The sequence below is a fragment of the Brevibacillus choshinensis genome (genome assembly GCF_001420695.1).
Classification (GTDB): Bacteria; Bacillota; Bacilli; order Brevibacillales; family Brevibacillaceae; genus Brevibacillus; species Brevibacillus choshinensis.
The window spans coordinates 1,794,003-1,812,659 of sequence record NZ_LJJB01000007.1; the positions used below are offsets into that span (position 1 = coordinate 1,794,003).

Sequence of the window (18,657 nt, forward strand, 5' to 3'; positions counted from 1 at the left end):
TATGAAGATCTTTTCAGAACATTTATTGCGCGAGAAGGTTGCGATTGTTACGGGTGGCGGTACGGGGATTGGGAAACAAATCGCTCAGGAACTGGGGAGAAGCGGTGCTAAGCTAGTCATCACTGGTCGAAGAAAAGAAGTTGTGGAAGCGACGATGCAGGAATTCCTCGCGCTCGGTATCGAGACGCGCGCGATCTCCACAGATATTAGAGAACCACAGCAAGTGCAACGTCTGGTGGATTATACGGTTGAGTCATTTGGGAGAATAGATATCCTCGTCAACAATGCTGGAGGCCAATTTCCGAAAAAATCAGAAGAGATATCCCCAAATGGCTGGAATGCTGTTATTCACAACAACTTGAACGGTACCTTTTACGTTACGCAAGCCGTAGCCAAACAGTTTATCAAGCAAGGCACAGGTGGAGCGATCACGAATATTTTGGTCAGCTTCCTCCATCGGGGTGCCCCCGGAATTGCCCATTCAGTAGCTGCTCGAAACGGGATCTATGGAATGATGCGAACATTGGCCCTCGAATGGGCGAAGCACAACATACGAATTAACGGGATCGGCCCGGGACTGTTTGTGACAGAAGGCATGCAGGAGGAGATGGCGAGTGCGGCAGGAGCTCATTTTATTGAGCAGGTGACCCAAGACGTGCCGCTAGGGCGTACTGGAAAACTGGAAGAGCTGGGCTGGCTCGTTACCTATCTCTCAAGTCCTGCCGCTGAGTATATCACTGGTGAGTTCATTATTATCGATGGCGGAAATTCGCTCGGCCGTGGGCTTACATTTGTTCCCTATTAGAAGGCGGGTTCGTAATCAGAGGGAGGTATACCGAAATGAAGGTAACACTTAGCCTTATCGCTCAAGCCAGATCAGGAGATAAAGGCAATCTTTCCGACATCTCGCTGTTTGCCAAAAGTGAACATATATACGAAATCTTCAAGCAAGAAGTGACGGCAGAGAGGGTTAAGGAGCATTTCTGTGGCATCTGTAAAGGGGAGGTCGAACGATTCGAAGTACCCAATGTGCTGGCACTCAAATTTGTTCTGCACGACGCCTTGGGTGGAGGAGGTCCCTTATCTATTCGCATTGACAATTTGGGCAAATCACTTGGCGCTGCATTGCTCAGGATGGAAATCGACATTCCGGAAGAGTATATGCGAGATTTAGAGCGGAAAAGGCCGCCAAGAAACTTTGGAGAGCATGCGTGGTAGGGAGCTAACACTTGTGCAAAGGGGGAGCTTATGTCGAAAGAACAAACCATATGCTACCGGCTGGAAGATCATGTAGCGATACTCTCGTTGAATCAGCCGGATCGCAGAAATCCGCTATCCTATGAAATGTGCTGGTCGCTGATTGAACACGTAAACAAAGCAGCTGCAGATGATGATGTACATGTGATTTTACTCACTGGCGAAGGAAAAACATTTTGTGCCGGTGGTGATATCAAGGAATTTGCCTCTTACCAACAGAAGCGGGCAAGTGAGGTTCATGAAGAGGGGGAAGCGACCACAGAGCTGTTCAAAACACTTTCTTCTCTTCGTAAGCCATTGATTGGAGCCATCAACGGACACGCGCTAGGGGGTGGATTGGGGATGGTTGCGGTTTGCCATTATACAATCGCCTCTTCACAAGCAAAATTTGGCACAACAGAAATTAAGCTGGGGCTTTTTCCGCTAATAATACTCCCCGCTGTCATGGATGCAATAGGAACAAAGAAAACGTTGGAAATCAGCTTTACAGGAGAAGTCTTTTCTGCGGAAAAAGCACTGCGTATCGGGTTGGTCAATCAAGTTGTAGAACCAGACAGCGTGGTGCCAGAGTCGGTGCGCTTCGCAAAAGAGCTGGCACAGGCGAGTCCGCTGGCATTGAAAATCGGACTTGATTGTTATGTGAAAACCAGAGACATGGAGTGGAACAAAAAACTTGATTATGCCAATACTCTGCGGGTGATTTCCTTTTTAAGCGACGATTTGAAGGAAGGGGCCTCCGCGTTTTTGGAAAAGAGAGAGCCGAAATGGCTTGGTCGCTAATCACGGAATGTACAAAACTAACTGAGCGGGAGCGAGGGACATGAATAAATCTGTACGCATCGGCGCTGGAATGGGGTTTTATGGGGATTCAATCCTGCCCGCGCTCGACGTTGCCAAAAAGGGCAACGTGCAATACATTTGCTTTGATGATTTGGCCGAGTTGACCATGGCCATTTTGGAGAAGGACCGGAAGAAGGATCCGACCAAAGGCTACACGAAAGATATAACGAAGACAATGACTACGCTGCTGCCTGAATGTTATCCTCGCGGGATCAAGCTGATTACCAACGCTGGCGGAATCAATCCGCACGGCGCTGCGGAGGAAGTGCGTAAAATAGCCGATCAACTTGGATTCCACCATTTGAAAATTGGTGTAGTTAGCGGCGATAACATCTTTGAACAAATAGATGAATTCGAAAAGGAGGGTGTTTCTTTCCATAGCATGGACGGCTCCGAATCGCTGGACACGTATCGGGAACGGTTGCTGTTTGCCTCCGTCTATCTAGGCTCGCAACCAATTGTCGAAGCCTTAAGACAAGGAGCGGACATCGTTATCACCGGCAGGACAACCGATTCAGCGCAATTTGCCGCTCCGCTGATCTATGAATTTGGCTGGTCGAGTACGGATTGGGATCGGATCGCATCTGCCGTTCTGCTCGGTCACCTGCTGGAGTGTTCCGGCCAGGCTAGCGGCGGTAACTTTAGTGGCGAATGGTGGGACATCGAGCAAATGGAGAACATTGGCTATCCCATTGCTGAGGTCAATGAAGATGGGACGTTTGTGTTGACCAAAGCAGAGGGGACAGGTGGCCTTGTTTGCGTCGATACCGTGAAAGAACAATTTTTATATGAAGTTCATGACCCGACCCACTATATTACGCCTGATGTTATCGTCGATTTTACCTCGGCTAGGATTGAAGATATCGGACCCAATTTGGTTCGTGTTTCCAACGTAAAGGGCAAGCCCGCGCCACAGACGCTTAAAGTATTAATGGGTTATGAGAATGGCTGGGCAGGGGAAGGGATGATGGGCTACACCTGGCCGTTTGCACTGGAAAAAGCTCGAAAAGCAGAGCAAGTAATCCGGCGGCAGATTGAACAACAAGGGATTCCCGCAGAGGAGATACACGCCAGCTTCCTTGGCTTCAACTCTTTGCACGGGCCATTGGTAAAGGAGATGGACTCTGACCATTACAGCGAGATTTACCTACGTATTGCGATCCGCACGGAAAAGATGGAGGATGCTGCAAAGCTGGGAAGGCTAATTCCTCCGTTGGCGCTAAATGGCCCTGCATTTGGCGGCGGGGGATTGGGAGGCATGCAAAAGCCAAGACAGTTGTTGGGACTGTTCGCAAGTCTCATCGACCGGGAGTTGATAGAACGGGGTGTTAAAGTAGAAATCTTGCAGGTTTCGAAAGCGAGGGAATGAAAAATGAATCTTGCTTCCTACATTAAAAGGTCAGTACGAGAATATTCGGACCGCATCGCTGTGCGTATGGGTGACAGCGAGCTTACTTATGCCCAGCTTGATCGCAAGGCACGTTCACTCGCTGCTCATTTGAGTACAAACGGTTTTGCACAAGGGGATAAGCTGGGCTTATACTTGCCCAATTGTCCCGAATACTTGATAGTACTATACGCCACATGGATGCTTGGCGGCGTGGCGGTACCAATCAATTATCGCTTTCGCCAGGATGAGCTTTCCTTTGTCTTTACAGATTCGGAAATTTCCTGGCTTGTACTGTCAGAAGAAGATTCGTTCCGTCTACATGATATTCTCGGATCCCGGCCAGATCTGCGCCTATTACTGCAAGGGGATAGTCAAAGAAGCACCCATACATTATTGACGGACATTTATCTTTCGGAAACGAATGAGGTATCGATCACACCTTGCCGCGACTACGACGATGCCATGCTTATGTACACGAGTGGTACGACTGGCAAGCCAAAAGGGGTAAGGCAGACTCACCGCACCAATTCTGCCTCGATTGAAATGGTAATTGACGCCTGGAAACTAACCTCGCGCGACCACCTGCTAGGTACCTTTCCGATGTTTCATGTCGGGGGGCTGCAATGCACGACTTTGCCTTCCTTGTTTTCGGGAGGAACGATAACCCTGATACCGCGCTGGTCGCCTATGGACTGGGTATCGATCAGCCGAGAATGGAAGCCTACTTGGTCGGGACTCATTTCGACGATGCTTGTCGATGTCGTCAACTATTTGAAATCAAGTCGGGAAAACCCAAATAGCTTTGCGGGCTACCGCTTCTGTTTCTTTGGCGGTTCTCCGACGCCAAGCGTGTTTTGCGACTATTTTGAAGCGGCAATCGGGGTCAGCTTGTTTGAAATATACGGGCAGACGGAGCTCTCGGGCCTGATAGTCACATACCAGCTGGAAGAGCGGCGAATTTCTGGATCCATGGGAAAACCGATGGCACAGGTGGTGGAGACAAAGATCGTCTCAGCAGATGGGAAGCGGTTGATCGCGCCAGGTGAGGAAGAAGCAGGGGTAATGTATCTGAAAGGCGATGTGGTTACTCCGGGATACTGGAAGAGAGACGAGCTTAACCAGGAACGCTTTGTGGATGGATGGCTGAAAACCGGTGACATCGTCCGCTGGGATGAAAACGGGTACTTGTTTTACACGGATCGCTTTGACGATTTGATCGTGACCGGCGGAGAAAATGTTTATCCGAAGGAGGTGGAAAGCATTTTGGCTGAGCACCCTGCCGTTGCCGAGGTAGCAGTCATCGGCACGCCACACCCGCGCTGGATTGAGCAGGTAACGGCTATTGTAGTGATCCGAGATGCCACAGCCACGGTTCAGGACATTGATTCCTTCTGTTTGCAGCATCGCGGACTGGCGGGTTACAAAAGGCCGAGGAGAATTGAGATAGTTCAGGAGCTCCCAAAAACGGGGAGTGGAAAAATAAACAAGAGTGTCCTTAAACAACAATATCGTGAAGACCTAACAAGTGAAGAGGAAGCAAACTGAAGAAAAATATCTGAATTTTTAAACAGAAGGTGCTTTCTCCAGATAGGTGACAATTGTTGGCGATTGCATTTGCAGCAGATTCCGGTGATGAATGGTCAGAGCGGTGCCTGGCTGGGGGAGTGAAGCCTAAGTCCAAATGGAAAAGAGGGGTCAGTATGTCGAATGATTACAACTTGATTCACCGTGTTAATGTAGGCGATATCGTGAAACGAAGCGCCGCTAGATTTCCTCAAAAAACCGCGCTGGTGGAAGGAGATCGCCGAATCACCTATCGGGAATGTAATCAAATGGTAAACAAAGTCGCTCGTGGACTGCTTTCATTGGGACTGGAGAAGGGCGATCGGCTGGCTATTCTACTAAGCAACTCGATTGAATTTGTGCTTACTTATTTTGCTTGTGCCAAAGCGGGAGTTACCGTTGTGCCGATCAACCTGTCACTTTTGCCACACGAGGTTGCCTATATCATCAGCGATTCTCGGGCTAAAGCTGTGGTTGTCGAGAATGCCTTCCTGGAAAAGCTCATACCTGCAGGACATGAGAATGCGCTCAGAGATATCGTGCTGATCGGAGGAGCGGCACCTTCGGATCTGACAGGAATACTGCGCTACCACGACTGGGAGGCAGTTTGGAGAGATCAAGAGGATACGGAGGTTTGCTGCGAGGTTGATGACAGGGATCTTATGCAATGCTTGTATACTAGCGGCACGACGTCTCATCCAAAAGGAGTGATGAGCAGTCATATCGCTGTATATATGAATACATTGGGAACCGCGTTCGATATGAAATTTACAGAGAAAGATGTTTCTGTTGCCATGCTTCCACAGTTTCATGTAGCACAATTGAATGCGATTACAACACCAGTCTTCATCGCCGGGGGAACGACTGTTATTATGAAAAAATTTGAACCAGTTGAACTGATGACGCTGGTTCAACGAGAAGCTGCAACGCAAATTTTTGGACTGCCGATGATGTACCGAGCCTTACTTGATCATCCGCATCGTTCCCAGTACGACTTGTCTACGCTACGTCTCTGCGTTTATGCCATGGCACCTATGCCAAATGAAGACCTGCAGCGTGCGCATGAAACGTTCAAATGCGATTTTGCCTTGCTTTTCGGACAGACAGAAATGGCGCCTGTGGCCACTGTGTTTCGACCGGAACATCAGTTAATCAAGCCGGGAGCCGTGGGAACACCGGCTGTAAATGTAGAGGTAGGGATTATGAATGCACAAGGTGAGCTGCTCCCGATAGGATCAGTCGGTGAAATTGTCTATCGGAGCCCGCAAACGATGGAAGGATATTTGAACGATCCACAGAAAACGGCCGAAGCTTTTGCGCACGGTTGGTTTCATAGTGGAGATGAAGGCTACTTTGACGAGGACAACATCCTCTGGTTTGGGGATCGCAAAAAGGATATGGTGAAGACAGGCGGAGTGAATGTCGCGTCTATTGAAGTAGAGAAGGTGATTTTCCAACACCCTCGCGTACAAAATGTCGCGGTTGTCGGCTTGCCTCATGCTCGCTGGAGTGAAGCGCTCACTGCTTTTGTCATTTCAAATGACGGAGGGGAAATTTCCGAGGAAGAAATCATTCAATTGTGCAAGGATAGGTTGGGCGGATTCAAGGTACCGAAAAGAGTGCTAACGGTAAAAGAGTTTCCCATGACATCAACAGGAAAAATCCAAAAGCATCAGTTGAGAGCGGAGTTTGCCCAAGCGTTTGCAGAGCTTGAACATGAAGACAAAGTGACCGAGTAGCATACGATAAGAAGAGTGTGAGGAGTTCGCTGCAAGAGAAGATGCTAAAGAAACGTTGGTTTACCAGCACAGTACAAGAGCTGATTGTAGAGACATGCCAAAAGAGATAAGACAAGGTCGCCTTTGTGTACAAAGTTCAGAAAACGATGTACAGAGAGCTTTTGGAGCATAAAGGTTTTGTGGATTATCATCAACTGCTCAGGCAAGCTTCAGATCGAACAGCCGAAATCGTACAAAGAATGAAGCAGCAGAAGTGTACAGATGTTCAGTACATTTGCCAAACATCAGGTGGTGCCGGCATCTCCAAAAGTGCGCAATGGGATCATCGCGCGCCACTGGCATCAGCCAACTTCGTTGCGAAAACCCTATCCTTCACCAAGACAGATCAATTGAACCCATGTCTATGACATGGGTTTTTAAGTTTGACCGGTTTAGGGGTTCTTCATTTGATTCAGATACTAAACTGGCGAAACATTCCAGAAGTACGTTTCATTGTCTGGTTACTATAGGGAGCAACAGGGATTGAACATCAGGGAGGATGCAATTGAGGGGGTGTACATCCTCGAGAGCAGAAGCATACAAAGCTACCCATAATCATTGTTATCTGGCCCAGCCTGACCAATTACTCTACTTAAAAACAGTTTTATTTAGCAGCCCGATAATGTATATTATCGGGATTTATTTTTATTCAACATTACAATTAGGAAAACATTATTGGTTGTGCACTAAGTATTTGAAATGCGAACCCTTACATATTGGTCACATTAGTTTATCGATCAATCACATTACTTCCCTCAGTCTGCTTTATCCCGAGATAAAAGAAGATCTTGTTTACCTCCCTTTTCACCACTCTCTCAAAAAACCCATTTACGCCTCATCCCTAAATATGGTATAACCGTTTCCATGACCATTCTTCCAATAATCTGACAAAAAGCAAACGAAGTGAACCATCCCAAGGAGGCACCAACATGTACTTACCATCCGTCCGTCTGGACAACCAAGTAGCGATCGTCACTGGAGCGGGAAAAGGAATCGGGCGAGCGTTGGCCATTGGACTTGCCGAAGCGGGGGCAGATGTGGCCCTGCTTGCGAGAACGCAGGATGATCTCGAATCCGTGGCTTTCGAAATCGAAAAGCTGGGTCGAACCGCTTACCCGATCCAAGTCGACATGACAAAACGAATCGAGATTGAACAAGCCGTGCATTCCATTATAGATCGGGCGGGTAAAATCGATATTCTCGTCAACAACGCCGGGACGAATATCCGCCGCAACGCCTTGGAAGTGACCGATGAGGAATGGGAAAAGATCATCGACACGAATCTGAAGTCAGCGTACATCATGTCCCAAGTGGTCGCACACCAGATGAAGGAGCGGGGGAGGGGGAAAATCATCAATATCTCTTCCGTCGACGGACACTTGGCTGCATTGTCAGGAGTTGCCTATGGCGCCACCAAAGCAGCCTTGATTCAAATGACCAAGATTCACGCGGTCGAGTGGGCGCAGTATGGCATCCATGTAAACGCGATTGGCCCGTACTTTTTCAAGACGCCGTTAACCGAGAAGGTGTTGGCTGATCCCGTCGTCCTGGAAGAGATTATCGCGCGGACACCGATGAGGAGAATTGGGGAACTGGAAGATCTCGTGGGTCCGACTGTTTTTCTCGCCTCCAACATGTCCAATTACATTACCGGCCAGACGTTGTTCGTAGATGGAGGGATGACCATTTACGGCAATTAAGAATATTTACGCTTGTATGATCCAAGAAGGCTGCCTAGATATGATAAAAGAAGAGAACCATGCGACTGTTCGCGACTGTTCGATTGTATGCGCATGGTTTTCGTGATTCCTATTTCTGCTTGCATTTGTCAGTCGCATCGTCCACAGACATTGTTCATTGAATAATTCATTTTCCACTCGTATAATGGGTGCAGGGTAAGCGGTTAATCAATTTAATAATAGGCGCGCGCCTTATCATCCAGACTGTGGACATGAACGGAACTATCCATAGAAAATCGAGGGAACTGTATGAAACCGACTATTTATGATGTAGCAAAAAAAGCAGGAGTTTCTATAGCAACCGTCTCAAAAGTCATCAACAATACTGGGCGGATCTCGGAGAAGACGAGAAAAAAAATATGGGCGCTCATGGAGGAGATGGAGTACCAGCCGAGCGTAGTGGCGTCCGCACTGACGGGAAAATCAACATATACGATCGGTTTGCTCATTCCTGATTTGGCCAACCCATTTTTCTCGGAGATTGCCAGAAGCATCGAGGATCGCGGGCACAGCCTAGGCTATAACATCGTCATTTGCAGCACGGACTACGACCCGGAAAAAGAGGCGAAGTACACGTCGCTGCTGAAGCAAAAAAGCGTTGACGGGATCATTCTCGCGTCTGGATTTGAGAATCACAAAAGCGCGAAGGAACTCATCCGCCAAAACTTCCCGATCGCGGTAGTGGCGAGAGAAATCCCATCGCTTGAGGTTGACACTGTATCGATCGATAATTTCCTCGGCGGGTATCAGGGAGCCTCTCACCTGATTGGGCTCGGCCATAAACGAATCGCGATCATCGCCCGTGACGTTTGGAGCAACCGAGAGCGGATTCGCGGCTACAAGCAAGCGTTGGAGGAAGCCAATTTAGAATTTGATACTCAGATGGAATTTGTAAAAGATTCAGCTGTCGAGAGCGGAAAAGAACTGGCCGGCAAGCTGCTCGATTCGTCAGCTCCACCTTCCGCCATTTTTGCCTGCAATGACTCGTTGGCCATCGGGGTGATCCAAGCAGCACGGCAAAGAGGTTTGACGGTACCGAAAAACCTATCTGTCCTCGGCTTTGACGATACGATCTGGGCCAAAATCAGCGATCCCCCATTGACGACAATCGCCCAGCCGATCCGGGAGATGGGGTATGGGGTGATGGATCTGTTGATTCAGGAGATCAAAGGGCAAAAGCATGTGAAACAACGGCTGATCTTGCTCCCTAAATTGGTCGAAAGGGAAACGACGTTGGCGTATACAGGAGAGTAAATAGCGGATATGCCAAACACCTGAGAACCTAAGTTGTAGCCGACTTGCATGAAGGGCGATTTTCATGCAAGAATCCGTGCAAAATGAGAGGTTTCAAAAGTGTATTTTTTCGTCTACTGAATAAAGCGCTTAACCTTTTTGGATATGATGGAATTCCGTTTCTTCTTTTAGAATTCGCTAAGAATAGTGGGATTGAGGAGCATAAAGCACAATTTTGATAGCAAAGTAACATGAGAATATTTCGATTTTTATGTTGAAATGACAGAAAACTTGGAATAGAATGTACTCATTAGGGTAAGCGGTTACCTTAATTGCGAAACGAACGACTTGTGTGATCACTGATCTGAATCATAGGGGGGCTTTACATGACGCAGCATGTCACGCAAAACGGTGTGGACATTGATGAATTGATCCGATGGGATAAGCAGCACTATTTGCATCCGACGTCATCGATCCAGCAGCATCAAAAGAATGGTCCGACGCTGATCATCAAAGACGGGAAAGGCGTCTATTTGACGGATGTGTACGGAAACCGCTTCATTGACGGGATGGCGTCGTTGTGGAATGTAAACATCGGACACGGGCGCAAGGAAATGGGAGAAGCGGCAAAGGAGCAGATGGAAAAGCTGGCGTACAGCTCATCCTTTGCCAACCTGTCGCATGAGCCAGTCATTCGTCTGGCGCATAAAATCGCTTCGCTGACGCCGGGGGATCTCAACGTGAGCTTTTTTACCTCGGGCGGTTCCGAGTCGAATGATACGGCTTTCAAGCTGGTCCGGCACTACTGGAAGCTGAAAAACCAGCCAGAGCGTAAAAAAATCATCGGACTGGACCTCGGCTTTCATGGCATTACGATCGGGGCGACCAGCGCGACGGGGATCACGCAATTCCACGACGTATCGACGGCCAATGCCCCCGATTTTCTTCACGCTAAACCGTTCCTGACCAACTGTGAGCGAGGGGACACGACGGACCCGGATTACGCCCGGAGCTTTCGCGGCATCATCGAGCGGGAAGGAGCAGAAACAGTCGCTGCCGTCATTTTGGAGACAGTTCAAGGAGCGGGAGGAGTCAACATTCCGCCAGACGGTTACTTGCAGGCGGTTCGCCAGCTGTGTGACGAGTACGGCATCATGATGATCATGGATGAAATCATTTGCGGGTTCGGCAGGACAGGGAAATGGTTCGGCGTGGATCACTGGGATGTCGTTCCCGATCTGATGACGGTCGCCAAAGGAATCACGAGCGGGTACATACAGCTGGGGGCTGTGGTCATGAGAGAGTATATCCGCGACGAGCTCGCGGAGCGTTCGGAGGGCACCCTTTTTCACGGGTTTACGTACAGCGGTCATCCGACAGCATGTGCCATTGCCTTGAAAAACATCGAGATCGTCGAGACGGAACAACTGATGACGAACGCTCGAAACATGGAAATAGAATTGGCCAAGGGCTTCGCCTACTTGGAAGAAAAACACATGATCGTCGCAAACGGGAGGTCATTGGGCTTGCTGGGAGGTTACGATCTACTGGCGGACAGGGAAAGCGCCAAGGGCTTTGCCCCTTCGCTGAATGTAGCTCCCAAAGTCGTCGAGGAGTGCTATCGCCGCGGTTTAATCGTGCGTCCGATTACGTATGGCGGAAAAAATACGATCGTGATGGCGCCGCCGCTCATCATTACGAAAGAAGAGATCGCCAAAATGATCGAGATATTCTCCGATGCGATTGATGCGGTTGAGACCTCGCTCGGGTACTAGACTTTGAGGAACAGGAAAGCAGAGAGGTGAGACTCGTGAGTGAATCCAAGAGTAATCCTGCGGCAGACAGCGAGCAAAGAGGGGCAATCTGGTGCTACACGGACAGTTTCAGTTACGCACCCGGCGAGACCGTCGCGTTCCACATCTCATCCAAGCAGCCGGCTTACTCCATAGAAATTGCGAGGCTCGGGGCGAAGCGGGAGGTCGTATGGGAGAGACGGGAATCATCGGGAGAGTGGCACGGTATCCCGGAGAAGGCAAATGAAACCGGCTGCGATTGGCCCGTATCCTTCACTATGGATATTCCGGCAGACTGGCGCTCGGGCTATTACCAGATCGTTGTTCGTGCAGATGGAGTGGAAGGCAGATGGCGAGAATCCGAGCACTTTTTCGTCTTGCGCTCAGCGAATCCGGGGCGCGACTCCAAGATTCTGTTCGTCTTGAGCACCAACACGTACCTGGCGTATAACAGCTGGGGGGGCGGCAGCCTGTACTCGAGCAAATCAGTCTTTGATTTCCATGCACAGAAGGCGAATCGCGCGTCTATTCTGCGTCCGTTTGAGCCTGGTCTGTTAAGCAAGTTCCCGGGGGCGCCTCGCACGGCATTCGCTCCGGGGCAAAAACCTGGAATGATGGAGCAGCAAGGCAGACCGTACCGCCCGTTTTCGATCGAGGCACAAGTCGATTACTGGACGGTGGCGAGCGGATTTGCCGGACGCTGGGAAGAAATCTTCGTCAAATGGCTGGAAGAAAACGAATATAGCGTCGATTACGCGACCCAGTATGATCTGGATCGTGATCCGAAATTGTTGGAGCCGTATCAGCTCTATTTGAGCGTTGGGCACGATGAATACTGGTCCTGGCAGGAAAGGGATGTCCTAGAGAGTTGGATTGATCGCGGCGGAAGACTGGCGATGTTCTCGGGCAACAGCGTGTTTTGGCAGGTGCGTTTCGAGGACGACGGCAAGACCATGGTCTGCTACAAGTATGATGCGCCGCAGCAGGACCCGGTCATCGGAACGGCGGAGGAAAAATATGCGACGACGCTCTGGTCATCACGGACGATAAACCGACCTGAGAACCGTCTGACAGGCGTCTCGATGACGCGCGGGGGCTATGCGCGAACAGGCATGACAGTCCCTCGAGGAGCAGGGGGCTACACGATTTATCGATCGGACCATTGGGCGTTTGAGGGAACCGGACTGGAATACGGAGATGTCTTGGGCAGTGAGGAAGGCATCGTCGGGTACGAAAATGACGGCTGTGCATTTGCGTTCCGTGATGGTCTGCCTTATCCGACTGGTGAGGATGGATCTCCTATCGACATGGAAATTCTAGCGATGGCCCCCGCAAGCCTCGGTGAGAGATTGGATCGTGGGTATACGAATCTGTTGCTCGGGGAGAGTGACCTGGCACTGGCGGCGCGCGAGGTGCTTGGTGAAGATACGCCGGAAAATCGCAATCGGCTGCGCCATGGAAATGCCATGATCGTTTCGTTTTGCAGTGGGTTGGGTGAGGTGTTCAACAGCGGCGGAACGGAATGGGCGTACGGAATCAAAGGCGGCAATCCATTCGTCGAGCGAATCACCCATAACGTGCTGCGAAAGTTTCTCCAATAAAATCGGTTAATGATTTCTGAAAAAATGGCTGTCGAAAAGCAACAAGAACGACAGCTTCCTTTTTATCCACAGAGTAAGCGCTTACCTTGCACAATAATGGAACCAACCTATTAAGGAGGCAGACGATATGAAGAAAAAAATGGGGAGTACGGTTGCGGGTCTCCTTTTATCAATGGGCATGGTATTGACGGCATGCAGCGGGAACGCTACACCTGGTGCGGGGTCCAATGGAAGCAGCGCAGCGGCAAACGGGGATGTGATCAAAATCGGAGCAGTTTTGCCACTGACCGGGGTAACAGCGTATTACGGCACGACGATCAAACAAGGGATCGATCTGGTTCTGGATGAGATTGCGGCACAGGGCGGAATCAACGGGAAGAAAATTGAGGTCATATACGAAGATGACAAAGGCACGCCAGCCGAGGCAGTAAATGCTACGCAAAAGTTGATTACCCAAGATCACGTGTCAGCGATCATCGGTGCACACAGCTCTTCTAACACGCTCGCGATGCGTGATGTTACCGAACGCGAAAAGGTCGTGCATATGACGCCTGCCTCGGGAGCAGATAACATTACCGAACCGGGGCATCCGTACATGTTCCGCTACACGCTGTACAACGGACAACAAGGACCGGCTTTGGCCAGATACGTCACAGGAAAGCTGAACTTAAAAGACGTCGCGATTGTCGCAGAGAACTCCGATTTTGGGCGGACAGGTGCGGAAGCGTTTAAGAAAACGATGGAGAACGAGGGGCTAGGCAACGTATTGTCCCTTGAATTTTACAAGCAAGGCGATAAAGACTTCTATCCGCAGCTGACTAAAATCAAGAACATGAATCCGAGCGCAATCCTCATATCGGGCAACATCACGGAAGGGGCACAAATCATCAAGCAAATTCGCGATTTGGGAATGAATACGCAGCTGTTTGGCTTTGCGTCGCTAGCCAACGACAAATTCATCGAGCTGGCGGGCAAATCGGCGAAAGGCATCATCAGCATCGGCACGTTTGAACCGGCTGCCTACAACTATTTCCCGAATTCGAAAAAGATGGTCGAGACGTATAAGCAAAAGTATGGAAAAAATCCAGACATGCAGGTAGCCAACGGCTATGGCTCGATGCAGATTTTCGCAGAGGCGATCCGACTTGCAGGCAGCGGCGATCGAGAAAAGATTCGCGAAGGAATGAAGCAGCTAAAAGATTTCCAGGGCGTGACCGGTCCCGTAACGTTTAATGAAAACAACCAATCGTACCAGATGTTGATTTTTGAAAAGCTGGAAAACGGCAAGTATGTGGTCATTGGTTCCGACAAAGACATGAAGTAGCCGAAGGGAGAGTCACATGAAATGACCGAGTTTTTGCAGCAAACGATCAATGGTCTCGTCATGGGGAGCACCTATGTCCTGATCGCACTCGGACTCACATTGGTGCTCGGCATGATGGATATGGCCAACTTTGCTCACGGGGAACTGTTCATGGCCGGGGCATTTGTGTCGGTGTCGGTCGTCCAGAGCTTTGATCTGCCGTACTTGGCGGTGATACCAATCTCGATGGCAGTCGTTGCGATCCTGGGCATCATTATGGAGCGGCTCGCGTTCCATCCGCTTCGCCATTCCGCTCGGATCAACCTCATGGTCAGTTCTCTTGGCGTATCTATTCTTTTGCAAAATGTGGTACAGCTGATCTGGGGTCCTGATCCGCGGAATATGCAATCTCCTTTTGCAGACATTCAATTGAATCTTGGGGGCGTCTTTATCAACGGACAGAGGCTCTTTGTAGTCATCGTCGCAGTCGTCATGATAGCGATCATTTATTACGGGATTCAAAAGACGAAGATCGGGGTGGCCATGCGGGCCTGCGCTTTTGACATGGAGACGGCGAAGCTGATGGGCATCAAAGCCAACTCGGTTCTGTTCATCACCTTTTCCGTAGGGGCGGCTCTTGCAGCATTGGCAGGGACATTGATGGCACCCATATTCAGCGTCTATCCGACGATGGGGGTGTCGGCCACTTTGAAAGCGTTCGTCGTCGTGCTGTTGGGCGGCATCGGCAATGTGACAGGGGCCATCGCCGGCGGTTTTATCCTCGGGCTGGTGGAGACGTATGCAGCTGGTTACCTATCCTCTGAATACAAGGATGTGTTTGCATTTGTCATCATGATCTTGGTGTTGCTGTTTAAACCGGCTGGCTTATTCGGCAAGCACGTACAGGAGAAGGTGTAAATGAAAAATAAAGCGCTCCTACTGCTCGTTGCCGCAACCGTCGTGTTCCCATTTGTATGGAACAACGACTACTTGCTCCACATCATGGTGATGGCCGCCATCAACATCATACTCGTGCTCAGTCTTAACATCATTACCGGTTTTGCGGGTCAAGTCTCGCTCGGGCATGCGGCTTTTTTCGGAATCGGCGCCTATGGTTCTGCGATCTTTTCCTTATCAGGCATTTCGGTTTGGGTCTCCATGCTGATGGCCATTTTGATGGCTGCTGGATGTGGATTTTTGATCGGCTATCCTGTTCTTCGATTGAAGGGCCACTATTTTGCGATTGCGTCCTTGGGGTTCGGCGAGATTGTCCATCTGATCTTCAACAACTGGGTGGATGTGACCCGGGGCCCGATGGGATTGGGCGGCATTCCTCGTCCTGAGCCGATCTTCGGAATGGATTTCAGTACCAAAATGGACTATTACTTTTTGCTGGTTGCTTTTGTGATCCTCGTAATCTACTTGTCAGCTAGGATCAAGGCTTCCAAGATGGGGCGCGCGCTGTTGGCCATTCAGACGGACGAGATCACAGCGCGGTCGATGGGGGTCAACGTCACGTATTACAAGGTGTGGGCGTTCGTCTGGAGTGCATCGATCGCAGGTCTCGCCGGGGTATGCTACGGACACTTTATCCTGTTTTTAAGTCCTGAGACGTTTCAATCTTCGATGTCGGTCAACATTTTGCTGATGCTATTGATCGGTGGTGTCGGTAGTATCGCCGGCTCGGTTATCGGGGGCATGTTCATCACCGTTCTATCAGAGTATCTGCGTGAGTTCACGCAGTATCAGATGGTCATCTACGGACTGCTCATCGTTATTATCGTGATCTTCGCGCCGAAGGGAATCAGCGGTCTGGTGGTCAAAAGCAGAGGCTGGTCCGAGTTGCCATTAGCCAAGGGCAGGAAGGTACCCGCACAAGAGGAGGTGTGACGCCATGAATCAATCCGTACTATTGGAGACCCAGGAACTGACCATCCGTTTCGGTGGGGTGATGGCGGTGGATAACGTCTCTATTTCGATCAAAGCTGGGCAGATCTTCGGGTTAATTGGACCAAACGGCGCCGGAAAAACAACCATGTTTAATTTATTGACAGGGATATATCGACCGACCAGCGGCAAGGTATTTTATAAAGGCAACGATATCACATCATTACAGGCTCATGAGATCGCGCCGCTCGGCATATCCAGAACCTTTCAAAACATCCGTCTGCTGCAGGGGCAATCCGTCTTTGAAAATATCCTGCTCGCCACTCATCATAGCGTCACCTACAGCTTCCCCGAAGCCTTTTTTCGCTTGATCCGATACCGTAAGCAGGAGCAGGAGGCCCAGCGAAGAGTCGATCAGTTGTTGCAAAAATATCAGATGGATCATCTCCGTAATGAAATCGCCACGGAGCTGCCCCAAGGATTGCAGCGCAAAATCGAGATCATGCGCGCATTGGCGACAGGAGCTGAATTGATTTTTTTGGATGAACCGGCTGCGGCCTTGAATCCGGTGGAAACCGCTGAACTGATGGAACTGATCCGGCAGCTGCAAACAGAAGGTCACACCATTTTTTTGATCGAGCACGACATGAAATTGGTGAAAGGGATCTGTGATGAAATAGCCGTTCTGCATTTTGGCAAATTGCTGGACCAGGGACGTTATGAAAAAGTGACGAGCAATCCGCAAGTCGTTCAGGCTTACTTGGGAAGAAGGTATGAGAATGCTCAAAGTAGCTGATCTGCACGTGTACTACGGAAATGTTCACGCACTCAAGGGTATCTCGTTGGAAGTCAGGCAAGGTGAAGTCGTCACGTTGATCGGAGCGAACGGCGCGGGAAAATCAAGTCTGCTGAAGGCGATCTCCGGACTGGTGCGGCCAAAGAATGGGTCGATCACGTATGAAGGAGAGGAATTGACGAGACTGGCCTCGGATAAGATTGTGAGCCGCGGGATAGCCCACGTGCCTGAAGGAAGAAGGATCTTCACAAACTTGTCGGTCATGGAAAATCTCATGGTCGGGGCATACCAGCGCAAAGACAAGCGCCAGCTGAAGCTCGATTATGAGGAAGTGTTTACACTGTTTCCAATTTTGCATGCGCGTGCCGAGCAGATGGCGGGTACGTTGTCTGGCGGTGAGCAGCAGATGCTGGCGCTGAGCCGGGCGATCTTGTCCAAGCCGAAGCTGGTGATTCTCGACGAACCGTCCCTCGGGTTGGCCCCGGTCATGGTAGACACGGTGTTTGACGTCATCGATAAGATTCGTAAAAACGGCATCACGATTCTATTAGTAGAGCAAAATGCACATTTAGCGCTGGAAGCTTCGGAGCGTGCGTACGTGCTGGAGACAGGAGAGATCAAAATCTCTGGCAGTTCTCGCGCGCTCTTGCAAGACAACAAAGTCGTAGAAGCGTACCTCGGCTAATGGGAGTCGATGGCGAGGAAAGGAGCAGGCGTATGGAGCAAAAAGTGGCAATTATTACAGGGGCGAGCAGCGGAATAGGGGCAGCCACCGCCAAAGAGCTGGCAAAAGCGGGAGTGAAAGTGATGCTGGCGGCACGCCGCGCTGAGCGAATGGTGCAGCTGCAACAGGAGCTCGAGGCGGATGGCGGGGAGGCATGCTATCAGGTCGCTGATGTGACGTCGTTATCCGATATGGAGGCGCTGGCGCAAAAGACGATCGAGCGTTTCGGCAAAATCGATATTCTCGTCAACAATGCGGGAATCAGTCCCTTCTCTTATCTCCATAAGCGGAGGGTACAAGAGTGGGATCAGATGATTGACGTGAATATTAAAGGTGTCCTAAACGGGATTGCCGCTGTGCTGCCTCATATGGAAGAGCGAAATGAAGGACACATCATCAATCTGTCTTCAGTGGCGGGCCATGAAATAACACCGGTGCGGGTGGTCTACAGTGCGACGAAGTTTTCGGTTCGGGTCATCACAGAAGGATTGCGCAGGGAGCTTCGCCCCGATCAACAAATCCGAACGACGCTCATCTCACCAGGAGCAGTCGAGACGGAAATTTCCGAAGGGATCACTGATCAGGAGGCGATTGAATTGCTAGGTCGTCAAGCGAGCGAGCAGCAAGCGTTGCATGCAGAAGATATCGCCCGAATCATTCGGTTCGCAGTCGAACAACCTTCCTCCGTCGCCATCAATGAAATCGTGGTCAGACCGACGTCGCAACGCCGTTAAGGATCATTGAAAGAGAGTG

Annotated in this window: 17 protein-coding genes; all 17 read left to right on the top strand. The window is 50.2% G+C overall.

The genetic code is table 11. The features are described 5' to 3' along the window. The first annotated feature begins 1 nt into the window (after position 1). Complete coding sequence (locus tag AN963_RS08540) at positions 2 to 805, top strand: SDR family oxidoreductase (RefSeq protein WP_055744066.1); 804 nt, start codon at positions 2 to 4, stop codon at positions 803 to 805. A gap of 35 nt (positions 806 to 840) precedes the next feature. Next, on the top strand, positions 841 to 1,218 hold the full coding sequence (locus tag AN963_RS08545; RefSeq protein ID WP_055744067.1) for an AtuA-related protein: 378 nt from the start codon (positions 841 to 843) through the stop codon (positions 1,216 to 1,218). 30 nt (positions 1,219 to 1,248) lie between these two features. Next, a complete protein-coding gene (locus tag AN963_RS08550; RefSeq protein WP_055744068.1) occupies positions 1,249 to 2,037 on the top strand; it encodes an enoyl-CoA hydratase/isomerase family protein in 789 nt (262 codons plus the stop codon). 40 nt (positions 2,038 to 2,077) lie between these two features. Further along, the gene (locus AN963_RS08555) at positions 2,078 to 3,466 is read left to right on the top strand and encodes an acyclic terpene utilization AtuA family protein (RefSeq protein WP_055744069.1); all 1,389 of its coding nucleotides are present in this window, start codon (positions 2,078 to 2,080) and stop codon (positions 3,464 to 3,466) included. Positions 3,467 to 3,469: 3 nt separating this feature from the next. Next, positions 3,470 to 5,032 carry a class I adenylate-forming enzyme family protein gene (locus AN963_RS08560; RefSeq protein WP_055744070.1) on the top strand — a complete coding sequence of 521 codons (1,563 nt, stop codon included), beginning with the start codon at positions 3,470 to 3,472 and terminating at the stop codon, positions 5,030 to 5,032. Between the two features lie 56 nt (positions 5,033 to 5,088). Beyond that, entirely contained in the window at positions 5,089 to 6,789 is a 1,701-nt protein-coding gene (locus tag AN963_RS08565) for a long-chain-fatty-acid--CoA ligase (protein ID WP_201783717.1), read from the top strand. A gap of 179 nt (positions 6,790 to 6,968) precedes the next feature. Further along, the gene (locus AN963_RS08570; RefSeq protein WP_152985616.1) at positions 6,969 to 7,196 is read left to right on the top strand and encodes a hypothetical protein; all 228 of its coding nucleotides are present in this window, start codon (positions 6,969 to 6,971) and stop codon (positions 7,194 to 7,196) included. Positions 7,197 to 7,757: 561 nt separating this feature from the next. Continuing rightward, positions 7,758 to 8,528, top strand: coding sequence for an SDR family NAD(P)-dependent oxidoreductase (locus tag AN963_RS08575; protein WP_055744072.1), 771 nt, complete (start codon positions 7,758 to 7,760; stop codon positions 8,526 to 8,528). A 288-nt stretch (positions 8,529 to 8,816) separates the two neighbouring features. Beyond that, complete coding sequence (locus tag AN963_RS08580; protein WP_055744073.1) at positions 8,817 to 9,821, top strand: LacI family DNA-binding transcriptional regulator; 1,005 nt, start codon at positions 8,817 to 8,819, stop codon at positions 9,819 to 9,821. A 365-nt stretch (positions 9,822 to 10,186) separates the two neighbouring features. Beyond that, the gene (locus AN963_RS08585; RefSeq protein ID WP_055744074.1) at positions 10,187 to 11,575 is read left to right on the top strand and encodes an aminotransferase family protein; all 1,389 of its coding nucleotides are present in this window, start codon (positions 10,187 to 10,189) and stop codon (positions 11,573 to 11,575) included. A gap of 35 nt (positions 11,576 to 11,610) precedes the next feature. Then, a complete protein-coding gene (locus AN963_RS08590; protein ID WP_055744075.1) occupies positions 11,611 to 13,194 on the top strand; it encodes a N,N-dimethylformamidase beta subunit family domain-containing protein in 1,584 nt (527 codons plus the stop codon). A gap of 127 nt (positions 13,195 to 13,321) precedes the next feature. Continuing rightward, positions 13,322 to 14,518 (top strand): ABC transporter substrate-binding protein, encoded by a 1,197-nt coding sequence (locus AN963_RS08595; protein ID WP_055744076.1) that lies wholly within the window; start codon positions 13,322 to 13,324, stop codon positions 14,516 to 14,518. 21 nt (positions 14,519 to 14,539) lie between these two features. Continuing rightward, positions 14,540 to 15,415 carry a branched-chain amino acid ABC transporter permease gene (locus AN963_RS08600; protein ID WP_055744077.1) on the top strand — a complete coding sequence of 292 codons (876 nt, stop codon included), beginning with the start codon at positions 14,540 to 14,542 and terminating at the stop codon, positions 15,413 to 15,415. Further along, the gene (locus AN963_RS08605; protein WP_055744078.1) at positions 15,416 to 16,387 is read left to right on the top strand and encodes a branched-chain amino acid ABC transporter permease; all 972 of its coding nucleotides are present in this window, start codon (positions 15,416 to 15,418) and stop codon (positions 16,385 to 16,387) included. 4 nt (positions 16,388 to 16,391) lie between these two features. Next, the gene (locus AN963_RS08610; RefSeq protein WP_055744079.1) at positions 16,392 to 17,180 is read left to right on the top strand and encodes an ABC transporter ATP-binding protein; all 789 of its coding nucleotides are present in this window, start codon (positions 16,392 to 16,394) and stop codon (positions 17,178 to 17,180) included. After that, a complete protein-coding gene (locus AN963_RS08615; protein ID WP_055744080.1) occupies positions 17,164 to 17,865 on the top strand; it encodes an ABC transporter ATP-binding protein in 702 nt (233 codons plus the stop codon). Before AN963_RS08610 ends, AN963_RS08615 begins: the two co-directional genes overlap by 17 nt. Before the next feature lie 32 nt (positions 17,866 to 17,897). Then, on the top strand, positions 17,898 to 18,638 hold the full coding sequence (locus AN963_RS08620; protein ID WP_055744081.1) for an SDR family oxidoreductase: 741 nt from the start codon (positions 17,898 to 17,900) through the stop codon (positions 18,636 to 18,638). Positions 18,639 to 18,657: the final 19 nt, after the last annotated feature.

Coding starts and splice junctions, on each gene's coding strand:
- AN963_RS08540 (WP_055744066.1), top strand. CDS start 2: ATGAAGATCTTTTCAGAACATTTATTGCGCGAGAAGGTTGCGATTGTT.
- AN963_RS08545 (WP_055744067.1), top strand. CDS start 841: ATGAAGGTAACACTTAGCCTTATCGCTCAAGCCAGATCAGGAGATAAA.
- AN963_RS08550 (WP_055744068.1), top strand. CDS start 1,249: ATGTCGAAAGAACAAACCATATGCTACCGGCTGGAAGATCATGTAGCG.
- AN963_RS08555 (WP_055744069.1), top strand. CDS start 2,078: ATGAATAAATCTGTACGCATCGGCGCTGGAATGGGGTTTTATGGGGAT.
- AN963_RS08560 (WP_055744070.1), top strand. CDS start 3,470: ATGAATCTTGCTTCCTACATTAAAAGGTCAGTACGAGAATATTCGGAC.
- AN963_RS08575 (WP_055744072.1), top strand. CDS start 7,758: ATGTACTTACCATCCGTCCGTCTGGACAACCAAGTAGCGATCGTCACT.
- AN963_RS08580 (WP_055744073.1), top strand. CDS start 8,817: ATGAAACCGACTATTTATGATGTAGCAAAAAAAGCAGGAGTTTCTATA.
- AN963_RS08585 (WP_055744074.1), top strand. CDS start 10,187: ATGACGCAGCATGTCACGCAAAACGGTGTGGACATTGATGAATTGATC.
- AN963_RS08595 (WP_055744076.1), top strand. CDS start 13,322: ATGAAGAAAAAAATGGGGAGTACGGTTGCGGGTCTCCTTTTATCAATG.
- AN963_RS08600 (WP_055744077.1), top strand. CDS start 14,540: ATGACCGAGTTTTTGCAGCAAACGATCAATGGTCTCGTCATGGGGAGC.
- AN963_RS08605 (WP_055744078.1), top strand. CDS start 15,416: ATGAAAAATAAAGCGCTCCTACTGCTCGTTGCCGCAACCGTCGTGTTC.
- AN963_RS08610 (WP_055744079.1), top strand. CDS start 16,392: ATGAATCAATCCGTACTATTGGAGACCCAGGAACTGACCATCCGTTTC.
- AN963_RS08615 (WP_055744080.1), top strand. CDS start 17,164: ATGCTCAAAGTAGCTGATCTGCACGTGTACTACGGAAATGTTCACGCA.
- AN963_RS08620 (WP_055744081.1), top strand. CDS start 17,898: ATGGAGCAAAAAGTGGCAATTATTACAGGGGCGAGCAGCGGAATAGGG.